12 protein-coding genes are annotated in these 18,592 nt (G+C 66.4%); 4 read left to right on the top strand and 8 right to left on the bottom strand.

The genetic code is table 11. From position 1 onward, the window contains the following. The first annotated feature begins 76 nt into the window (after positions 1-76). Positions 77-1,783, top strand: coding sequence for a BTAD domain-containing putative transcriptional regulator (locus GUY37_RS05050; RefSeq protein ID WP_166822988.1), 1,707 nt, complete (start codon positions 77-79; stop codon positions 1,781-1,783). On the opposite strand, the gene GUY37_RS05045 is transcribed toward GUY37_RS05050, so the two are convergent. The 5 genes from GUY37_RS05045 to rplM all read right to left on the bottom strand — a co-directional run bounded on the left by GUY37_RS05045 (position 1,752) and on the right by rplM (position 7,552). Then, a complete protein-coding gene (locus tag GUY37_RS05045; RefSeq protein ID WP_166822985.1) occupies positions 1,752-3,179 on the bottom strand; it encodes an FAD-binding oxidoreductase in 1,428 nt (475 codons plus the stop codon). The genes GUY37_RS05050 and GUY37_RS05045 overlap by 32 nt on opposite strands. 359 nt (positions 3,180-3,538) lie before the next feature. Then, positions 3,539-4,519 carry a hypothetical protein gene (locus tag GUY37_RS05040; RefSeq protein WP_166822982.1) on the bottom strand — a complete coding sequence of 327 codons (981 nt, stop codon included), beginning with the start codon at positions 4,517-4,519 and terminating at the stop codon, positions 3,539-3,541. Positions 4,520-4,763: 244 nt separating this feature from the next. Next, a complete protein-coding gene (gene glmM / locus GUY37_RS05035) occupies positions 4,764-6,116 on the bottom strand; it encodes a phosphoglucosamine mutase (RefSeq protein WP_166822979.1) in 1,353 nt (450 codons plus the stop codon). 450 nt (positions 6,117-6,566) lie between these two features. Next, the gene (rpsI, locus tag GUY37_RS05030) at positions 6,567-7,076 is read right to left on the bottom strand and encodes a 30S ribosomal protein S9 (RefSeq protein WP_135810123.1); all 510 of its coding nucleotides are present in this window, start codon (positions 7,074-7,076) and stop codon (positions 6,567-6,569) included. 32 nt (positions 7,077-7,108) lie between these two features. After that, complete coding sequence (gene rplM / locus GUY37_RS05025) at positions 7,109-7,552, bottom strand: 50S ribosomal protein L13 (protein ID WP_166822976.1); 444 nt, start codon at positions 7,550-7,552, stop codon at positions 7,109-7,111. Between the two features lie 319 nt (positions 7,553-7,871). Here rplM and GUY37_RS05020 point away from each other — a divergent pair, with 319 nt between their 5' ends. After that, a complete protein-coding gene (locus tag GUY37_RS05020) occupies positions 7,872-10,334 on the top strand; it encodes a hypothetical protein (protein ID WP_166822973.1) in 2,463 nt (820 codons plus the stop codon). Then, positions 10,331-12,541 (top strand): hypothetical protein, encoded by a 2,211-nt coding sequence (locus GUY37_RS05015; RefSeq protein WP_228278370.1) that lies wholly within the window; start codon positions 10,331-10,333, stop codon positions 12,539-12,541. Before GUY37_RS05020 ends, GUY37_RS05015 begins: the two co-directional genes overlap by 4 nt. A gap of 375 nt (positions 12,542-12,916) precedes the next feature. Here GUY37_RS05015 and GUY37_RS05010 read toward each other — a convergent pair whose 3' ends face one another. The 3 genes from GUY37_RS05010 to GUY37_RS05000 form a co-directional block, all read right to left on the bottom strand. Beyond that, complete coding sequence (locus tag GUY37_RS05010; protein ID WP_166822971.1) at positions 12,917-15,523, bottom strand: 5'-nucleotidase C-terminal domain-containing protein; 2,607 nt, start codon at positions 15,521-15,523, stop codon at positions 12,917-12,919. Between the two features lie 213 nt (positions 15,524-15,736). Further along, positions 15,737-16,591, bottom strand: a complete 855-nt coding sequence (truA, locus tag GUY37_RS05005; protein ID WP_166822968.1) for a tRNA pseudouridine(38-40) synthase TruA — start codon at positions 16,589-16,591, stop codon at positions 15,737-15,739. Continuing rightward, positions 16,588-17,214: a LemA family protein gene (locus tag GUY37_RS05000; protein WP_166822965.1), complete on the bottom strand. Its 627-nt coding sequence runs from the start codon at positions 17,212-17,214 to the stop codon at positions 16,588-16,590. Before GUY37_RS05000 ends, truA begins: the two co-directional genes overlap by 4 nt. 186 nt (positions 17,215-17,400) lie before the next feature. On the opposite strand from GUY37_RS05000, the gene GUY37_RS04995 reads away from it, so the two are divergent. Next, positions 17,401-18,582, top strand: a complete 1,182-nt coding sequence (locus tag GUY37_RS04995) for a glycosyltransferase family 4 protein (RefSeq protein ID WP_228278369.1) — start codon at positions 17,401-17,403, stop codon at positions 18,580-18,582. The last annotated feature ends 10 nt before the right edge of the window (positions 18,583-18,592 follow it).

Raw genomic sequence — 18,592 nt, 5'->3', positions numbered from 1 at the left:
CGAGGGACACGCAGGCAGAAACTGTGAGGTTCGTCGAGGTATTCCTCCCGGTATCGCGAGACTCTACGCTGACCGGATGGATATGCGCGCAATGGGACGCGTGGAGATTCTCCATGACGGTGTGGCTCGCGGGATACAGGGACGCACCCAGCGAGCCCTCCTGTCTCTGTTGGTACTCCGGCTCCGCGCCTGGACGCCGGCGTCACGCATCGTCGAAGCGCTGTGGCCGGATGAGTGGTCCGAGCGTGTCACCACTCGCCTGCACGTCCAGATCCACCGTCTGCGCAAGCAGTTGGGGCACGGTGTTCTGCTCAGTTCACCGAACGGCTACAGACTCGACCTCAATCGGAGCTCCGTCGATGCGTGGCGTTTCGAGCAAAGTGCCCGGACCGCCCTCGCCGAGGATATGCCCGACCACGACCTGGATACGCTCCGATGCCTCGAGGCGGCCGCGGCTCAGTGGGGCGGCGAGCCGTTTCCCGACGTCGACCTGCCCGACACGGCGGACTGGCAGGCCGAGCTCAGCGGTCTGCACACCCGGATTCGGGAGAGATGCGCCGAATTCCATCTGGAGTTCGGCGACGGGAACACTGCGCTCAGACTGCTCACTCGCCTGACGCACGAGCACCCGGAGAACGAGCACGCTCAGATTCTGAGGATCTCGGCTCTGCAGCAGACGGGTCACGATGCGGAACTGCCCGGCGCGTTCGCCGAGGCACACCGTGCACTCGACGAACTGGGACTCGACCCGAGTTCGGACCTGCTCTACACCCACCGAACACTCGCTCGCAATCGTGAAGACGAGATCCGGTCCGACCTCGCCGTCATCGACCCCGCAGGCGACCTCACGCCTCGCAACGAGGATGCAGCGGATCCGACGATGCGTGGATCGGTCCTGCGCCGCGAACTCGCCTATGTCCTCATGGCGAAGGGGCGTCACAACGAGGCGCTGTCGCTGTTGGAACGCTTGGAAGCCCTCCACTCCGGACTGGGGCACGAGAATCTGTGTGCGGTCCTGCTCCAAGACATGGTGACAGTCATGGCACTGACCGGAGACCTCCGTCGCGCCCTGCGGCTCCTCGGAGAAGCGTCAAGACTCGACCAGCGGACGACGGGAACCGATGCGATGCTGCGCATCATCCGGGCCCTTGTCCTCACCCACATGTCACGCCTGCACAGGGCCGAGGAATCGCTGAGGTCCGCCGGCGAAGCGACCGGGCCCAAGGCACGGCAGGTGATGTGGTGGCGCACCCGCAGTCAGATCGACCGGCGATCTGGTCGGTGCCATGACGCAGTTGTCGGAGCACTCACGGCCTGGACCATCGCCCGACAGGACCCGGCCGAAGCCGATGTGGGCCCGATTCTGCTCGACGTCGCGTGTTCGATGCGTGATGACGGTGATGCCGAATGCTTCGACTGGTACCGCACCGCGCTCCGGTTCGCCCACGAGGGCGTGCGCTTGCCATTGGCCGCCAGTGCCCATGCTTCGTTGGCCAAGGCGCAGCTGATGTGGGGCAGACCGAAGACAGCGATCGTGCACTCCCGCGCAGGTCTCGAACTCGCCCAGTGGTCCGGATGCTGGCTGTTCGCCGGAAGGGCTGCCGCGCGCCTCGCCGAGGCGGAAGAACAGATGGGAGATACATCCTCCGCCCTCCGCCACCGGCATGAGTCCCAGTCGTGCTACCGCCGCATCGACTTCCCGGTGCCGTTCCCGTACCGCACCGGGGCGAGTCCGGGTGCTGACGCCGGGCTCACGTGTGAGCCAGCGGCACCGGGTGATTAGCCGCGAACACGTTCTCAGGGTCGTAGGCGCTCTTGACCCTGGTCAGCGTCAGCCACTCACGGTCGCCGTAGCTGTCGCCGACGTCGACCGGCTCCTCAGCGAAGTTGAGATACTGACGTCCGGTGCTCCACGGCGCCATGGCCCGGACCAGTTCGGAAGCATCGTGCTTCCCCCGATCTTCGTTCTCAGGAGTGTCGGCGATCGCTGCGGCGAAGAGCAGAAAACTCCCGTCCATCCGGCTGAGCGCCCCACCGTCGGGATGTTTCCTGGCCAGAGCTCCGCCGAGCTGTCGCAGTTCAGCCGAGAGCAGAGAGTGCTCCGTCCCGTGGCCGACTTCGGCAAGGAACGCATCGACGGCCTCGTCTGTCAGTCGTCCCAGCAGTACAGTGTCCCCGGTGACCGGGGTCGGGCCTTCCGGATCCATATGGAGTCGGGCAATCGAACTCGGAGGCACCTGCGCGAAGGTGTCGACCCGCGGGCACAGATTCCGCAGCGGAGCAAGGACCCTTCGCGCACGCTTCTTATCGGCCAGGACGGCCCCGTCCATGCACACGACGGGTCGTCCTGCCACGGATTCGGGTATGCCCGGTGCCTCGGGCAGGTTGAGGATGCGCATCGACGTCGTGATCTCGTGCGGCGCATTCGGGGCCCAGTCGGCCCAGGCACGCACCACACGGTCGGCGTCGTCGATGTCCCAGACCATCATTCCCGCGTGCACCGTCTCCAGCGGGTAGAGCGAGAATTCGAAAGCGGTGACGATGCCGAAGTTGCCGCCGCCACCGCGCAGAGCCCAGAACAGCGACTGATGCTGAGTGTGGTCGGCGCGGATGAGTTCTCCGTCGGCGAGAACGATCTCGACGGCTGTGAGGCTGCTGGTGGCCATGCCAAGTCGACGGGCGTAGAGGAAGATGCCTCCGCCCAGCAGGTACCCGCCCACGCCGACATCGGGGGACGATCCGTGCAGGCAGGCGAGTCCGTGACGACCGGCCGCCTCGGTGACGTCGCCCCACAGCGCACCACCCTGGACTCTCGCCATGGCTGCCGACGGGTCGATCTCGATGCCGTCCATGGCAGAGAGCTTGACCAGGACGGTCGAAGCGAGGTCGTGCTGGACGAGCGGACCGGCGTTGTGGCCGGTGCTCACCGGTGCGACCTGGAGCCCGAGCTGACTGGAGGCCGTGACGACGGCTGCGACCTCAGCTGCGGTGGCCGGTTCAGCGACTGCGGCGGGCCGCAGATCGACGGCTGTGTTCCACAGCGTCCTCGCTTCGTCGTAGCCGGGGTCGCCAGCCAGGTGGATCATCGTCGGGCCGACCATCGCAGCAAGCTGTGCAGTGGGATCGGCCGAGTCCTCACGCTTGGCATCGCTGAGGACAGTTTGGGATTGCAGAGTCATGGATCTCCGATCGTTGGAAGAGGTGAGGTTCTCATCCGACGACAGTCGACTCTGACCCGCCGTCGGATGCCCCGATGCTGCCAGCCGGCACTTACATCTCACTTACGTCGGAGCGCTGCGAGGGAGTTCGGGTAGCGATTTCGTCCTGCCATCCGGTCGCGGAAGCCCACTCCGGGGACCGTGATCCACCCCGGCCGCCGCTCAGGTCACGCGACTCTCGAAAGAGTCGTCGCCGGTGATGACTTTTTCGAGATTTGCGTGACCTGAGGGAGGCCATGCGACTCGGCAGGCCGGTAGTCACGACTTCTCGCGCGAGCAGTGAGCCGTCGGCTTGCAAGATCGGCTGCAGAGTTCACGCGTCAGGCCGTCTGTATGCTGCGCCGTCTGACGCTGTCCTTGATGCGCAGGAAGAGGTCGCCCTTGAAAAGGTCCTTCCAGGTGATTCTGAAGACCTGAAAGCCAAGATTGCGCAGAGAATACTCTCTGCGGCGCTCAAGCTCGAACGCCTGCTTCGGGTCGGCACCGTCGAGATAGTACTTGCCGGCACCGTCGAATTCAGCGATGACATGCGCCTTCTGGTTGGCGAAGTCGGTCCTCGCGACGAAGTCCCCGTTCTCATCGCGAATCACCACTTGCGGTTCGAATCCCGGCACTGAGTATTCGACGAACCGGACCGCTGTGATCGATTCGGCAACAGACTCCCGCCGAGCATCGACATTCGCAACTGCTGCGTTGATGCGCCCCTGCCGGGTTCTCACCGGCTTGCGGGCACAGTAGTCCGCGAACTCTCGAGCAGAAACGAGATTTCGCCGAATCGCCTCGTCCACGACAGCGACGGCGAAAGCCAGAGGGCAGTCGCGCGACACGTCCAGCAGGGTCCGAAGCAATGTGGTGGCCCGGCAATCATTGACGACCTCGGTGTCCCCTTCCAGTGGCCTCTTCCAGACGTGGACGAAGGAACGCCGCGCGCCGATCTCCGGATGGGCGAATTCCACTCGGGGAGCTGCGTCGTTGTCGAAAAACGGGATCGAGAGGCCGTGGACGATCAGGGCACTCCGGTGAGAGAAGGCCGCTCCGTCCGGAAGATCATCGACATAGGAGCGCACGAGGATGCGCAGATCTTCATTCTTCTTCAGCGCCCCTGCCGACTCACGCGGCAAAGTGGTTCCGGACACTGCACCGACGGCAGCGATGAACTGATGCGCCGGATCGGTACAGACCGCCGTCACTACGTAGATGCCGCGGCGAACTCTCCTCAGGCAGCAGCGTTCGGCGACTCGCAGCTGGTGGGAGCTCAATCCGGCTGCATTGAGCTCGGCCGAGGTCAGACACGCGAACATGCGTCAAGCATTCCGGAGCCGAGCAATCCACCACAACAGTCACTTCCGCACCTGTGGATAAACGCGCACTCGAATCCACAGGCTCGGGTAACGCGAAGCTCGAAAAAGTCGTCACTGGCGACGACCTTTTCGAGCTTCGCGTTACCTGAGGGAAGTTGAGCGACGTTGAGGCAGGTTGAAGCGCCACAAGAGGAAGTTGAGCGGCACTGAGTGCCGCGGAGCTCGGACAGGAGCCCCTCAGCCGCTACAGCGCGAGGTGCTGTTTGACCGACGCGGCCAGGCGATCGGCCTGGGCGGCGGCGGTGTCCTCGGTGGCGGCTTCGACCATGACGCGGATGAGCGGCTCGGTGCCCGAGGCCCGCAGCAGCACCCGCCCGGTGTCGGCGAGTTCGGCCTCGACGGCGGCGACTTCGGCGGCAACCTGCGGGTGATCGACGTTGTTCTTGTCGACGCCCTTGACGTTGACGAGCGCCTGCGGCAGCTGGGGGATCTCCGCGGCGAGGTCGGCCAGGGTCCGCTTGGCATCGGCCATCCGCTTCATCAGGTGCAGGGCCGTCTGCACTCCGTCGCCGGTGGTGCCGTGATCGAGCATGAGCACGTGTCCGGACTGCTCCCCGCCGAGCACATACCCGTCGGCGAGCATCCGCTCGAGCACATACCGGTCTCCGACGGCGGTCTGCACGGTCCTGATGCCGTACTTGTCCATCGCCTGTTTCAGTCCCAGGTTCGACATGACGGTCGTGACCAGGGTGCTGCCCTTCAGCACACCGAGTTCCTTGAGTCCGATCGCCAGGATGCCCATGACCTGGTCGCCGTTGACGACGCGGCCCAGGGAGTCCACGGCCAGGCAGCGATCGGCGTCGCCGTCGAAGGCCACGCCCAGATCGGACTGGGTCTCGACGACGAGGCGCTGCAGCGGTTCGAGGTGGGTCGATCCCACTCCGTCGTTGATGTTGAAGCCGTCGGGTTCGGCGGCGGAGACGATGACCTCGGCACCGGCCTGGCGCAGAGCGGCGGGTCCCACGATCGAGGCGGCGCCGTGGGCGCAGTCGACGACGACCTTGAGCCCCGACAGGGGGCGCGCGCTCTCGGCGTCGAGGCTGCGCACGAGGTGCTCGGTGTACTCATCGGCGGCGGCCGGGTAGCGGGAGATGTGGCCGACGTCGGCACCGGTCGGGCGGTCCCAGTCCTGGTCGAAGATCTCGAGGATCTCGTCCTCGACCGCGTCGTCGAGCTTCGTGCCGCCGGCGGCGAAGAACTTGATCCCGTTGTCGGGCATGGGGTTGTGGGAGGCGGAGATGACGACGCCGAATGCGGCACCGGTGTCCTTGACCACCTCGGCGACGCCAGGAGTCGGCAGCATTCCCGCGTCGAGCACATCGACGCCGGTCGATGCGATTCCTGCGCTGAGAGCGGCGGAGAGGAATTCGCCCGAGACCCGTGTGTCACGACCGACCACCGCGAAGGGTCGCCTCTCACCGGTCCAGCCGCGGCTGAGCACGCGGGAGCCGGCGACGGAGAGCTGGAGTGCGAGTTTGGCCGTGATGTCGCGGTTGGCCAGACCGCGTACTCCATCGGTGCCGAAGAGTCGAGACATGTGAGGATCCTTTCGTCAATGTCGGAGTCGATCTTAGTCGATCCGCTGGGTGCGTCACGGCACCCTCGCCGAGGCGGCCGATCGCAGCGTGCCAATGGCTGGTTCAAGACGGAGCGCAGAAATCGATCCGTGCACCTTGCGATATCTGCGCTTCGGCTTGAACGGCGGGTTGCGCGCCACGCGGGTGAGCGACGCGAGGTTGCGCGCCGGAGGGCGAACGCCGCAGGGTTGAACGCCGCAGAGCTGAGCGCGCTTCGGCTTGAGCGGCGGGATTGAGCGCGACGGGGTCACCGCCCCAACGGGGACGGCAGCGAGCGTGCGCCGCCGCGTCCGGATAAGACAAATGCGGCCCCGAACCTGGTTCGGGACCGCATTCTCATGTTCATGATGCTGAACTGTCGATGACTGCGACTCAGTGGCAGACCAGCCACAGTCGGTTCGCCAGTGAGATCAGCGCTTCGAGAACTGAGGTGCCTTACGGGCCTTCTTGAGACCGGCCTTCTTGCGCTCAGGAACGCGAGCATCGCGGCTGAGGTATCCGGCCTTCTTCAGCTCGGCACGGTTGGACTCCGCGTCGATCTGGTTGAGCGAACGAGCCACGCCCAGGCGGACGGCGCCGGCCTGGCCGGAGGGTCCACCGCCGGAGATGCGCACGACGACGTCGAAACGTCCGCCGAGGTCCAGCAGTGTGAAGGGCTCGTTGACGAGCTGCTGGTGCAGCTTGTTCGGGAAGTACTCTTCGAGAGTACGTCCGTTGATCGTCCACTCACCGGTGCCGGGGATGAGGCGCACGCGAGCAATTGCCTGCTTGCGGCGGCCCACTCCGTTGCCGGGAGCGGTCAGGGACTGTCCACGTCCACCGGCGGTGCTTTCGCCCAGGCCAGCGGATGCGGGAGTCTCGGAAGTGTATTCGGTGATCTCTTCTTCGACAGTTTCTGTCGCGTTGGTGGTATCAGCCACGGTTCTCCTCGGGATGTCTAGAGCTCAGGCGCTTACTGCGCGACCTGGCTGAGTTCGTACGGCTGCGGATTCTGAGCGGCGTGCGGGTGCTCGGCACCTGCATAGACCTTCAGCTTCTGCATCTGGGCACGTCCGAGACGAGTCTTCGGGACCATACCGGCGACAGCCTTTTCGACTGCACGCTCGGGGTGGGTGGCGAGGAGCTCGGCGTAGTTCACGCTCTTGAGGCCACCCGGGTAACCGGAGTGACGGTAAGCGCGCTTCTTCTCGAGCTTCGCACCTGTCAGCGCGACCTTGTCGGCGTTGATGATGATGACGAAGTCACCGGTGTCGGTGTTCGGAGTGAACGTGGTCTTGTGCTTGCCGCGCAGGAGGCGTGCAACCTGCGAAGCAAGGCGACCGAGCACCTGGTCAGTGGCGTCAATGACGTGCCACTCGTGCTCGATGTCACCGGGCTTAGCTGTGTACGTACGCAAAAGTAGCCTTCTTTTCGTATCTTGTTCAGTGCAGCGCCGGATCCTCATCGGGTCGTGAGTCCAATGGGTCTCAAGCGCTGGTTGTCTTCAATCGGGTGAACCTATCGACGCATTCCCCTCACCTACGGGCCTGCAACGCATGAGGCTATGTAAGGGAGTGCGACAAGCACACACAACGACAATCAAATATACATGGCCCCAGGCCCGGGGAGCAAACGCCCAGAGCGGTCTCAGGACCAGTCGAAACCTGAGCCGATAGTATTGATCTGTGCCGACTCACTCCAGCCTGCCCTCCCGACTTCCCGCATTGAGAATCCTGATGCTGGGTCTCCTGGTCGGGCTCCTGACGGCAGGGCTCGGCGTCGGTCCCGTCTCCGCTCAGGCATCGGGCGGAGGCCCGACTGCGGACATGAGCGCATCCTCGGCGCAGGCCACGGGCATCGACACGTCGGCTGCCTCGGCCCAGACCACGGACACCAGCAGCCCCCCGGCCGGGATGACGGTCGTCTTCGGCATTCCGGGTCTGACCATCGATGATATCGATCCCGAGCGCACTCCGAACCTCTATCGCCTGCTCTCCGAGGGGGCGGCCGCGAATCTCAATGTGCGCACGATCGGCGTGGCCACCTGTCCCGCCTCCGGCTGGCTGTCCTTCGGCGCGGGCGCCCGCGCCCAGGCCGGGCCCTCCCCCGTCGCCGAGGATGCCGACCCCGATGACTCGGCCCGCTGCCCGACGATGATCGCCCCCACCACGGACGTCGATCACGATTCCCTCGACTCCGACGCCGGTGCCGCAGAATCGGTGCCCGAGGGCGAGGGCACCGGGGCCACCTCGGCGAAGGAGACGACGAACAGTGATGAAGCTCATCGCGGCGAATCCGCGGCCGGAACGACGACGGCTCGGATCGAGGGCTTCGATGCGGTCAAGGAGCCCAATATCGGCTCCGGCTACTCCGTCGACTACGGCATGCTCGCGCGCGCCGTCGCCGAAGCCGGCAACGCCGTGCCCGCCGGTACCGACGCGGCCGATGCGGACTCCCTGCTCGAACCCTGCGTCGCGGCCGAGGGACCCGGCGCCGCCTATGCCGCCGCGGACGAAGACGGGGTGGTGACGAACTTCACGGACGATGCGTTGGCCACGGACTGCCGCCTCGGCGTCGTCGACCTCGGCGCGATCGGCATCCGCTCCTGGCTGTTCGACCCGATCCCGAACTACTCCTATACAGTTCCGCCGAACTACGACCGGGAGACCCGCGTCGCCGAAGCCGACCGCCGCCTCGGCGTGCGTCTGCAGGAAGTGCGGGAGAACGCGAAGGACGGGGCCGCGGATCCGACGATCATCGTCGCGGGCCTCGGCGACAGCTCCGGTCTGCCGCAGCTGCGCGCGTTCATCGCTTCCGGACCCGGCTTCGAACCCGGGTCCCTGTCCTCGGCGACAACCCGCACCCCGGGACTGCTGCAGATCACCGATCTGGCGCCGGGCATCCTCGATGTCCTCGATGTCGAATCCCCGCGCGCCGTCGGCTTCGACTCCACCCCGACAGATGATGATCCGCAGCAGCGCATCGACGATCTCGTCGCCGAGGCGCAGAAGTCGACGACGATCCACCAGAACCTCTCGACGTTCTCCATCACGCTCGACGTCATCTTCTACGTCCTCTTCATCGCGTGTGCGGTTCTGCTCAACCGCTCCATCCTTGGTCGCCGAGGCGGGGCCACCCGGGCCACGCGCGTCCACCGATTCCTCGGCTGGGTGTCCTTGGGCGTCGCGTCCCTGCCGATGGGGGCGTTCCTCGCCGGACTCGTCCCCTGGTCGCGGTCGGCCGATCCCGGGCTCGGTCTGTTCCTCTCGGTCATCGGCACGGCCGCCGCTCTGTTCGTCCTCGTTCTCATCCCGCCATGGGGTCGGACCTGGCGCGGACGCGTCGGCGCCCTGGCCGGGGCGAACCTGCTCATCCTCGCCGTCGATCTGGCCACCGGGTCCCACCTGCAGGCGAATTCTCTGCTCGGATACAACCCGATCGTCGGCGGCCGCTACTACGGATTGGGCAATCAGGGCGCTGCGATCTTCATCGTCAGTCTCTTCATCTTCTTGGGACTCGTGGTGTCCTGGCTGCGAGCACGCGGCCGCACTCGTGCCGTGATCATTGTGCCGGTCGTCGTCGGACTGGCCGCCGTGTTCGTCTCCGGCAACCCCTCCTGGGGTGCGAAGTTCGGCGGCACGATCGCCATCCTCGCCGGTCTCATGGTCCTGCTGGCGCTGCTGTCGAAGATCCGTCTGACTCTCCTCCGCCTCGCCCTCATCGGAGTGGCATCGCTGGCCATCCTCATCGGCATCGCCTTCCTCGACTGGCTGCGCCCGGCCGGGGCACGTTCGCACTTCGGCACGTTCTTCGACCAGATCGTCACGGGCGAGGCCCTGCAGGTGGTCGGTCGCAAGCTGGGGGCGAACCTCCACATCATCCAGGTCAACCCGGCCCTGGCCATCGTCACCCCGCTCGCGCTCATCGCGGTCCTCGTCTTCCTCCGCTATCTCCTCCACTTCCCCCGCGTCCACGCGGGCAGCCGCACCGGACGCCTGGTCAACAAGTGGCGGGGACGACTCCCCCAGCTCTTCACCGATTCCGACCTGCACTTCGGTTTCCTCGCCGCCGTCACCGGGCTCGGCGTCGGGCTCGTGCTCACCGATTCCGGGGTCGCCGTGCCCTCGACCGGAGCCATGGTGCTGTTGCCCTTCCTGCTGGCCCTCAGTGCTGAACACGCCGAGGAGGCTCATCGGTGACAGCCCCCGTGACCTCCCCCGCCGCCCGGGTGCTCCTGGGGATTCTGGCCATTGCCCTGTTCGTTCTCGGCCTGCCCCAAGCAGGGCAGGCGGCACCGGCTGCGGGCCAGGACGACGGTGGGGCCGCCTCGGCGAATTCCGGGGTCGTGTCGATCAACGTCTCCGGGTTCAGCTTCGAGGACCTCGACCCGCGCACGACCCCGCATCTGTGGGGGATGATGAAGGGCGGGCAGATCGGGACGATCACACCGCGCTCCGTGCGCTCGACGAGCTGCCCGGTCGACGGCTGGCTGGGTCTGGGATCCGGCCGGCGGGCCGCCGACGAACCGCGTGACCAATGCCGCGTACCGGCGTCACCGCTCGACGGCTGGGTCGCCGATTGGGACGTGTACGCGCAGGTGGCCCGCGGTGACAACTACGATGCGTCGCTCGGAGCGCTGGCCGAGGCGGTGCCCGATATCCGCGCCTTCGGCAACGGTGCCGCCATCGCCGCCGCCACCCCTTCCGGGCATGTCGAGAGCTGGTCGCCCGTCGGCTCCGACCTGGGCACCGACGTCGCGAGATCGGCCGGGGACGGTGAGCTCACCCTCGTCGATCTTGGCAACACCGCTGCCGACGGCTACTCGCTGAAGGACCTCGACGCTCAGGTCGGGGACATCCTCGAATCGACCGGGTGGATGAGTGCAGAGCAGCCGAACCGCCTCGGCGGGGGACGCGTTCCGGTGGTGTTCTCCTCAATCGCCGACGGCACCCATGAGGGCTCGTCGATGCAGGCGACGATGGTGGTCGAACCGGGGAAATCGGCGGGGCTGCTCACATCGTCATCGACGCGGCAGCCCGGATTGGTGCAGGTGCCTGACCTGGCACCGACGCTCGTGGCTCTGTCCGGGGCCGAGGAGATGGACAATGCGGCCGGGGCACCGATGACCTCGGGGGCGCACGGCTCCGATTGGCAATCGCGCTATCAGGCGGTGCTCGACCGGCAGGTGGCGGTGAAGACGCAGAACGATCTGTCGACGTGGTTCTTCCCCGTCGTCGCCGTGCTCATGGTCGGTCTGCTGGCGTTGGCGTGGTTCATGCGGAAGAACCATCGGGAACTCGTCCATTCCGGGGCGTACCGTCTCGGCGTGGTCTTCGCGGCGATGCCGATCTCGACGTACCTGGTCAACACGGTGCCGTGGGAGCGGGCGACGAACCCGGACATCGCGATGCTCGGAGCCTTGGCCGGGTGGGCGCTGCTGCTCGGAGTGGCGGCGCTGGTCGGCCCCTGGCGGCGGCACAAGTTCGGGCCGGTGCTCTTCGTCTCCACCGTGACCGTCGCTGTGCTCGCCTACGACGTCGTCACCGGTTCCCAGCTGCAGATGTCGACTCTGCTGGGTGAGCCGCTGCTCATCGCGTCCCGGTTCTACGGGATCGGGAACTCGGCGTTGGCGCTGTACTGCTGTGCGCTGCTGTTGGCGGTCGCCGGGTTCGCATCCCTGGTGACCAAGCCGCTGCATCGCGTCCTCATCGTCACTCTGCCCGTGCTCGTCTCCTGCGTCATCCTCGCCGCACCCGGTCTGGGCACGAAGTTCGGCTCCGTGCCGACGCTCATCATCGGAGTCGCCTACCTCGTGCTGGCCGCGGCGAGCATCCGCTTCTCGCTCAAGCGCCTGGGGCTGACTGTGGGCATCGCCGGAGTCGTCATGCTCACTGTGCTGTTCCTCGACTGGCTGCGTCCGGCCGACCAGCGCACGCACTTCGGCCGCTTCTTCGACTCGATCATCGGCGGTCAGGCGCTCAGCGTTCTGGCTCGCAAGATCGGGATGAACATCGATATCCTCACTCAGTCGTGGATGACTCTGGTGCTGCCGCTCATCATCATCGGCGTGTTCTGGGTGGCGCTCGATCCTGCGCGATTCAGACTGCGCGGGCTCCAGGACACCTACCGGAGGATTCCGCTGCTGCGCGCGACGCTGATCAGCCTGGCGATCCTGCTGGGAGTCGGCACCCTCATCAACGACTCGGGCATCGTGGTGCCGGCCGTCGGCATCCTCTTCCTCGTCCCGGTGCTCACTCACCTCGAGACCTTCCGCGCCGGTCTCCCGCCGACCCCGACTGCCGCGGACGAGCCGGAGGCCGAGGCCAGGGCCGAGGTCGGGGCCGGGGCTGAGGCCGGGGCCGAGGGCGGGGCCGAGGGCGGGGCTGAGGCACCGCCCCGCCGCTGACTCCCCCGGGCATCCCTCACCGTCAGCCGCAGCACCCGGCTTACCTCGCAACACCCCTCCGCAGCGGCATAACCCCTCTTTGCACCGGTGCACCTTGCGACCACCTGTTCGATACGGCACTGACGGTGCGGGATGCCACGCACAAATCTCCCGAGCGAACCACAATCTCCCGAACGTAGGTGGTGGACTCGGCACTGACGGTGCGGGATGGTTCCGCGAGAAATGCGCCTGCGAACAACGGCGGGGCCGGAGATAGACGCTCCGGCCCCGCCTGTCTGGCATCAAGCCCGGCTCAGCCTGTTCCGGACCGGCCCGTCGGGACATCAGCTTCGCTCAGCTGGCAGCAGCTTCGCCGCATGAACTGCCGCCGCTGACTCAGCTCTGGGCGCTGAGCTTGCGGCGACGGACCACCGTGACCGCGGTGCCTCCGGCCACGATGAGCGCCAGGGCCGCAGCGACGATGTTGAAGGTCTCGAAGCCGGTGCGCGGCAGGTCGCCGCCGTCCTTCGAACCGCTTGCATCGCTTCCGGATCCGTCGGCCGAACCGCCGTCGGCCGTAGCGTTCGCACCATCGGCGTTGCCGCCGGCAGCGCTGTCGCCGCCATCGGCACTGCCTGCCGCATTGTCTCCACCATCAGCCGACCCGCCGTCTGCGGCACCACCGTCGGCGGCACCACCGTCGGCGTTGCCGCCGTCGGCCGACCCGTCCTCGCCGGCCGCAGCATTCGCGTCGTCACCGACTGCAGCGGTGGCCTCGAACTCATGCGCCAGAGGCAGCGGATTGTCATCCCACCACGGACCGTCGGCGTTGGCCTGCACGCTGACCTTGACGGTCACCTCACCCGAAGCGTCGTCCGGCGCGGTCACGGTCACAGGGGTCTCGGACTCCCCGGCTGGGATCGAGTCGAGTGTGATCGTCTTGGCAGCCGTCTCGGCGCTGACCTCAGGGGCCTTGTCCGTGGTGGCACCGGCGGAAGCCGACTGAGCCTCGGACCGCGCGGTCGCCTCGACGGTGAAGCCGTCCGGCAGGTCGACGGTGATGTCGACGGGGCCCGCCACCTCGGACTTCGCATTCGTCTTGAGCGCGAACTCAGCGCTTTCACCCGGCTTGATGGTGTTCGGGCCGGTCAGCTCGGCGCTCAGATCACCGCTGTTGATGACGTCCTTGACAGCATCGGCCTGGCGCTCGTTCTGATCCGGTGAGACCGGGGTGTTCTCTTCGAAGTAGTTCACCCACGCGTCGAAATCGGTCAGTCCCGACTGCTCGAATGTGCCCTTGGCGAAGGAGGAGAAGTTGTCACCGCCGGCGGCGAGGAAGCTCAGGGTCGCGACCCGGTAGTCCTTGTCCGGGTCGATGGCTTCGCCGTTGACCTTGACCGACTTCACGTGCTCGCCGCGCTCGGCCGACGAATCGTAGACGACGTCGAGCTCGTCTGAGATGCCCAGGTGAAGGAACTGGTTGCGCGCGCCCTCGGGCTGCCACTGCTCTTCGAAGAGCCCGATGACGTCGGCACCCTTCATCGTCACCACTCCGTGATCGTTGGCGAAGGGCAGGACCTCGTTGAGTTCCGCGGCCGTGACCTCGCACTTCTCCTCGGTGTTGTAGATGTGATCGCAGAGCAGGTCGGTGCGCAGACCGCCGGGATTCGTGATTCCGAAGTCGGCCTCTTCCAGCTGCGACCCCTTCACGCCATCCTTGAGTGCATCGGCGACGAGGTTGCCCAAGGTCGACTCGCCGCCGCGGTCTTCGTTGCCGTCGGTGAAAGCGCGTTTGATGTCCTCGGAGATCTTTCCGTGCACGACCGAACCGGGCACCTTGGCCGCTTCGTCCGCCTCGGCGACGATCTTCTCGACCTCGTCGACGACGGGCGAGTCATAGCTCTTGTCCTCGGTGCTCAGCAGCTCGGCGGCATCGGTCGACCATTCGCCGTCGCCGTCGGCGGTGAGCTGGACCTGACCGACATGCGAACCGTAGCTGCCGGCTTCGAGGACCGGGCGGGTCCGGTCCGCATCGCCGGGGACCGGGGCCTCGAAGCTGTAGGGCAGGTGGGTGTGGCCGGTGAAGAGCACGTCGATCGAGGCATCGGCCTCGGTGACGAGCTTGTCGAACTCCGCGTTCGAGGCTTTCGCATCCTCGAGGCTCTTCGTCGATGAGGCGCCGAGGTGGGCCTCGACGACCGTCATGTCCGGCTGGTCGTCGGCCGGCAACTCGTCGATCTCGTCGGCGACACGATTGACGGCGTCCGTCGGGTCACCGAAATCGATCGTGGAGATGCCGTCCGGGGAGACCAGTGTGGCGGTCTCCTTCGTGACGACGCCGATGACGGCGACCTTGACGCCGTCGACATCGACCATCGTGTACTCATCGAGGCCGTCGACGACGTTCTTGCTGCCCTTGTCGTAGACGTTGGCGCCGAGGTGCGGGAAGTCCGCCTCGGTGTTCACGCGCGAGGTGAGGTCCTCGACCCCGCGGTCGAATTCGTGGTTGCCCACCGCCGAGGCCTCGACGCCGATCGCGTTGAGCACGTCGAGCGTGGGCGTGTCCTTTGCCGAGGACGAATTGTACGGAGAGGCGCCGATGTTGTCACCGGCGGACAGCATCGCCGTTCCGCCTTTGTCCGCGAAGGCATCGCGCTGTTCTTCGACGACGGAAGCCACCGTGGCCCCTGCGTCGGAGATGCGTCCGTGGAAGTCGGTGATGTTGAGCAGCTGCACCTGGGTACCGGCCTCGGCTGCCTGCGCCGAGGCGGATTCGTCGGTCGGCGTGGCAGCGCCATCGGTCTGTGCGTCGTCCGAAGACGTCGAAGCGTCGTTCGCCGCGTCGTCCGCGTTCGGCTGGGAATCGTCGGCAGGAGAGGTCGTCGTTGTCGAGGGTTGCCCCTCGCCGAGCCCGGGTGCGGCGATGGCCGGAGCGAGGCCGGGCAGCGTCAGCATCGACACCGCCGCCCCGGTAGCCACGACCTTGGAGACAAGCTTGGACATATATTCAGTTCCTTCAGGATTTCGTGGTGCACACATCAACCGTGCGGCGGAGAGGGAGACGTGCCCATCCTGCAGTGCCAATGCGAACGTAAGGTTACCTGGATGTAAATCTACACAGGATTCTCACACCTGGAAAGAGGAATTCTCACATGATCACGACATCGGTCGTCAAGAGCGGCTAGGCAGACAGCGTTTTCCCGGCCGCGAGCGGACCTACTCCTGGTCGCGGCGGGCCATGGTCTGCGCAGCACGGGCGGCATAGTCCTCGGGTGCCGGGTAGCCGACTTCGGTGAGAACCAGGCCTTCGGCGGGAGTGACGAACATGGGCACGTCCGAGGTCAGCCCGGCGTCGGCCTCGGCGATGAGTTCGGCCGGACGCGTCACCGCCCAATTGCCGGATCCGACCTTGATCAGTCCGCCGACGAGTGCTCTGACCATGTGATGGCAGAAGGCATCGGCTCTCAGATCGATGGTGATGACCGCGTCCTGATCGCGTTCGACTCGCAGTTCGTGAAGTGTGCGGATCGTCGTCGCTCCCGCGCGGGGTTTGCAGAACGGCAGGAAGTCGTGGAGGCCCTGGACTTCGCTCGCGGCCTCGGCCATCGCTTCGGCATCGAGCTCGCCCTTGTGGCGTGGGGTCACTGGGGTCAGCAGCGGATCGATGAAGGATCGGTGATCGGCCAGCCGGTACTGATACGACCGCCATAACGCGGAGAACCGGGCGTCGAAGTCCTCGGGCACCTCGGTCACGGCGTGGATGACGATGTCGTGGAACCCGTCGGCGGCGAGGACTCCGCGCAGACGGGACAGCAGGGCCGCCTCGGCGGATCGATTCGACTGGCCGATGAGCTTCTCGATCGCCGCATCACCGAGATCGATGTGGACGACCTGGCGTCGGGCGTGGACTCCGGCGTCGGTGCGTCCGGCGACGACGGTGGCCGCCTCGGTGCCGGTGATCCGTTCGAGCCCGGATTCGACGGCGCCTTGGACCGTGCGCAGACCCGGCTGCTTGGCCCAGCCGTGGAAATCCGTGCCGCGGTAGCCCAGATCGAGGCGGAAGCGGGTCATGGCGTCATCCTCGCCGAGGGGGGGCTCGCCGTGCCGGGGCTGCCATCGTCATCGATCGCCTCGGTGAATGGGGCGCGGGCCTTGAAGACGTTGCTGAAGAGTCGGGAGACCGGGCGCATCCGCTGCCGGTGATAGCGTTCGACGTTCGTGTTGTAGAAGCGGGCGCCGGCGAGGATCCGTTCGGTCAGCACCTGCAGCTGACCGTGCAGAAGCTGGATCGTCGTGTCGATCTCTTCGTTGACCGCTGCCCGCTGGGAACGGGCGTAGTCCGAGGTCAGGGACCTCTCCGTGAGAGCCGCGGGGATGAGGGCGGCGTCGTTGACGGCTGCCGTCAGGGCGTTTTCGGCGGCGGCTCCGCGGTGGTCGAAGGGGGCGCGTTCGGCGGAGGCGAGCGCGAGTTCGAGCGTGGACAGGTCTTGCCCGGCGATCTGCTGGAGGGTGCCGAGATAGGCGGGCACGAGGGCGTGGCGGGCGCGGATTTCGCCGATGAGCTGGCGTTTGGCTTCGTCGCACACCGATCGGGCCATGGACAGCTGGTTGAAGCGCAGGACCGTGAGGATGAGGAAGAGGACGATGAGGGCGGCGAGTACACAACCGCCGACGATGAACCAGACCACGGTCATTCCCCTCGTTCCATGTGCTGAGCGAGCATTTCCGACACCTCAGTTTACGCGGGGTTCAGACTCGCCGCGAACAGGTCACCATCCGGACACCGAGGCGGGGAGCGCCGGACCGATTTCGGCCAGATGTCGCCGACCTGTCGCCTTCGGATCACATGTTCGTCACTCGGCGGGCCTTAGCTGGAAGCCGTGAGAGTAGCGATCATTGCAGAATCCTTCCTCCCCAATATGAATGGGGTCACCCACTCACTCCTGCGCGTCCTCGACCATCTGACCGACCGCGGCGACGAGGTCCTCGTCATCGCTCCGGGCACGCGCAGGGACGGACCGAAGGAGGTCGCTGGCGCCCGCATCGTCCGGGTCCCCTCGATCGCCTTGCCGAAGTATCGGCGCATCCGCGTCGCCCCCGGCGGTGTCACCCGCATCCGCCGGCTGTTGCAGCGTTTCGCCCCCGACGTCGTCCACCTGGCCAGCCCGTTCGTCCTCGGCTGGCGCGGGGTGCTCGCCGCTCAGACGCTCAACCTGCCGACCGTGGCGATCTACCAGACCGAGGTTCCCGCTTATGCCGCCCGGTACGGAATGCACGGCATCGAGGCCATGCTGTGGAATCACGTGCGCAACCTCCACCAGCATTCCTCCCTGACGCTGGCCCCATCGTCGTACACGATCGATCAGCTGAAAGGGCTCGGTGTCGCCGAGGTGGCCCTGTGGGCCCGTGGGGTCGATTCCTCCCGGTTCGATCCCAGCCATCGGTCAGAGGTGTGGCGACGAACCGTGGCCCCGAACGGTGAGAAGATCATCGGCTTCGTCGGCCGCTTGGCGGCGGAGAAGCAGGTCGAGGACCTCGCCGCGCTCACCGATCTGCCCGGGGCGAAGGTCGTCATCGTCGGTGACGGTCCCTGGCGGTCACGTCTGCAGCGGCTGCTGCCGGAGGCTCATTTCACCGGGTTCCTCGGCGGGGATGCCCTCGCCCAAGCGGTGGCGAGCTTCGACCTCATGGTCGCTCCGGGTGAACTCGAGACCTTCTGTCAGACGATCCAGGAGGCCATGGCCTCCGAGGTGCCGGTCATCGCCCCTGCCCGAGGCGGCCCGCTCGACCTCGTCGACTCCTCCCACACCGGGTGGCTCTACACCCCGAAGGACCTGCGCGCCATGCGAGCGCATGCGGCCGATCTCCTCGGCGACGAGGCGAAGCGTCGGGCATTCGGTGTCGCCGGTCGTGAGCAGGTGCAGGCCCGGAGCTGGAAGAGCGTGTGTTCACAGCTCGTCGGCCACTATTCGCGGGCGATCGAGAATCCCGCCCCGCAGGTGCTCGGTCGCGGGTTCAGCTCGATGGTCAACTCCGGGCTGGAGAACCCTCTCCCCTACTGAAACGCCGGCG

This window comes from Brevibacterium limosum (genome assembly GCF_011617705.1).
Lineage (GTDB): Bacteria > Actinomycetota > Actinomycetes > Actinomycetales > Brevibacteriaceae > Brevibacterium > Brevibacterium limosum.
Note: the sequence above shows the minus strand (reverse complement) of the source record. Positions and strands in the feature narration are given on the sequence as shown.

What these genes read in the sequence shown, in the direction of transcription:
- truA (WP_166822968.1), bottom strand. Translation starts at nt 16,591, where the DNA reads ATGACCCGCTTCCGCCTCGATCTGGGCTACCGCGGCACGGATTTCCAC.
- GUY37_RS05050 (WP_166822988.1), top strand. Translation starts at nt 77, where the DNA reads ATGGATATGCGCGCAATGGGACGCGTGGAGATTCTCCATGACGGTGTG.
- GUY37_RS05020 (WP_166822973.1), top strand. Translation starts at nt 7,872, where the DNA reads ATGCTGGGTCTCCTGGTCGGGCTCCTGACGGCAGGGCTCGGCGTCGGT.
- glmM (WP_166822979.1), bottom strand. Translation starts at nt 6,116, where the DNA reads ATGTCTCGACTCTTCGGCACCGATGGAGTACGCGGTCTGGCCAACCGC.
- GUY37_RS05010 (WP_166822971.1), bottom strand. Translation starts at nt 15,523, where the DNA reads ATGTCCAAGCTTGTCTCCAAGGTCGTGGCTACCGGGGCGGCGGTGTCG.
- GUY37_RS05045 (WP_166822985.1), bottom strand. Translation starts at nt 3,179, where the DNA reads ATGACTCTGCAATCCCAAACTGTCCTCAGCGATGCCAAGCGTGAGGAC.
- GUY37_RS05000 (WP_166822965.1), bottom strand. Translation starts at nt 17,214, where the DNA reads ATGACCGTGGTCTGGTTCATCGTCGGCGGTTGTGTACTCGCCGCCCTC.
- GUY37_RS05040 (WP_166822982.1), bottom strand. Translation starts at nt 4,519, where the DNA reads ATGTTCGCGTGTCTGACCTCGGCCGAGCTCAATGCAGCCGGATTGAGC.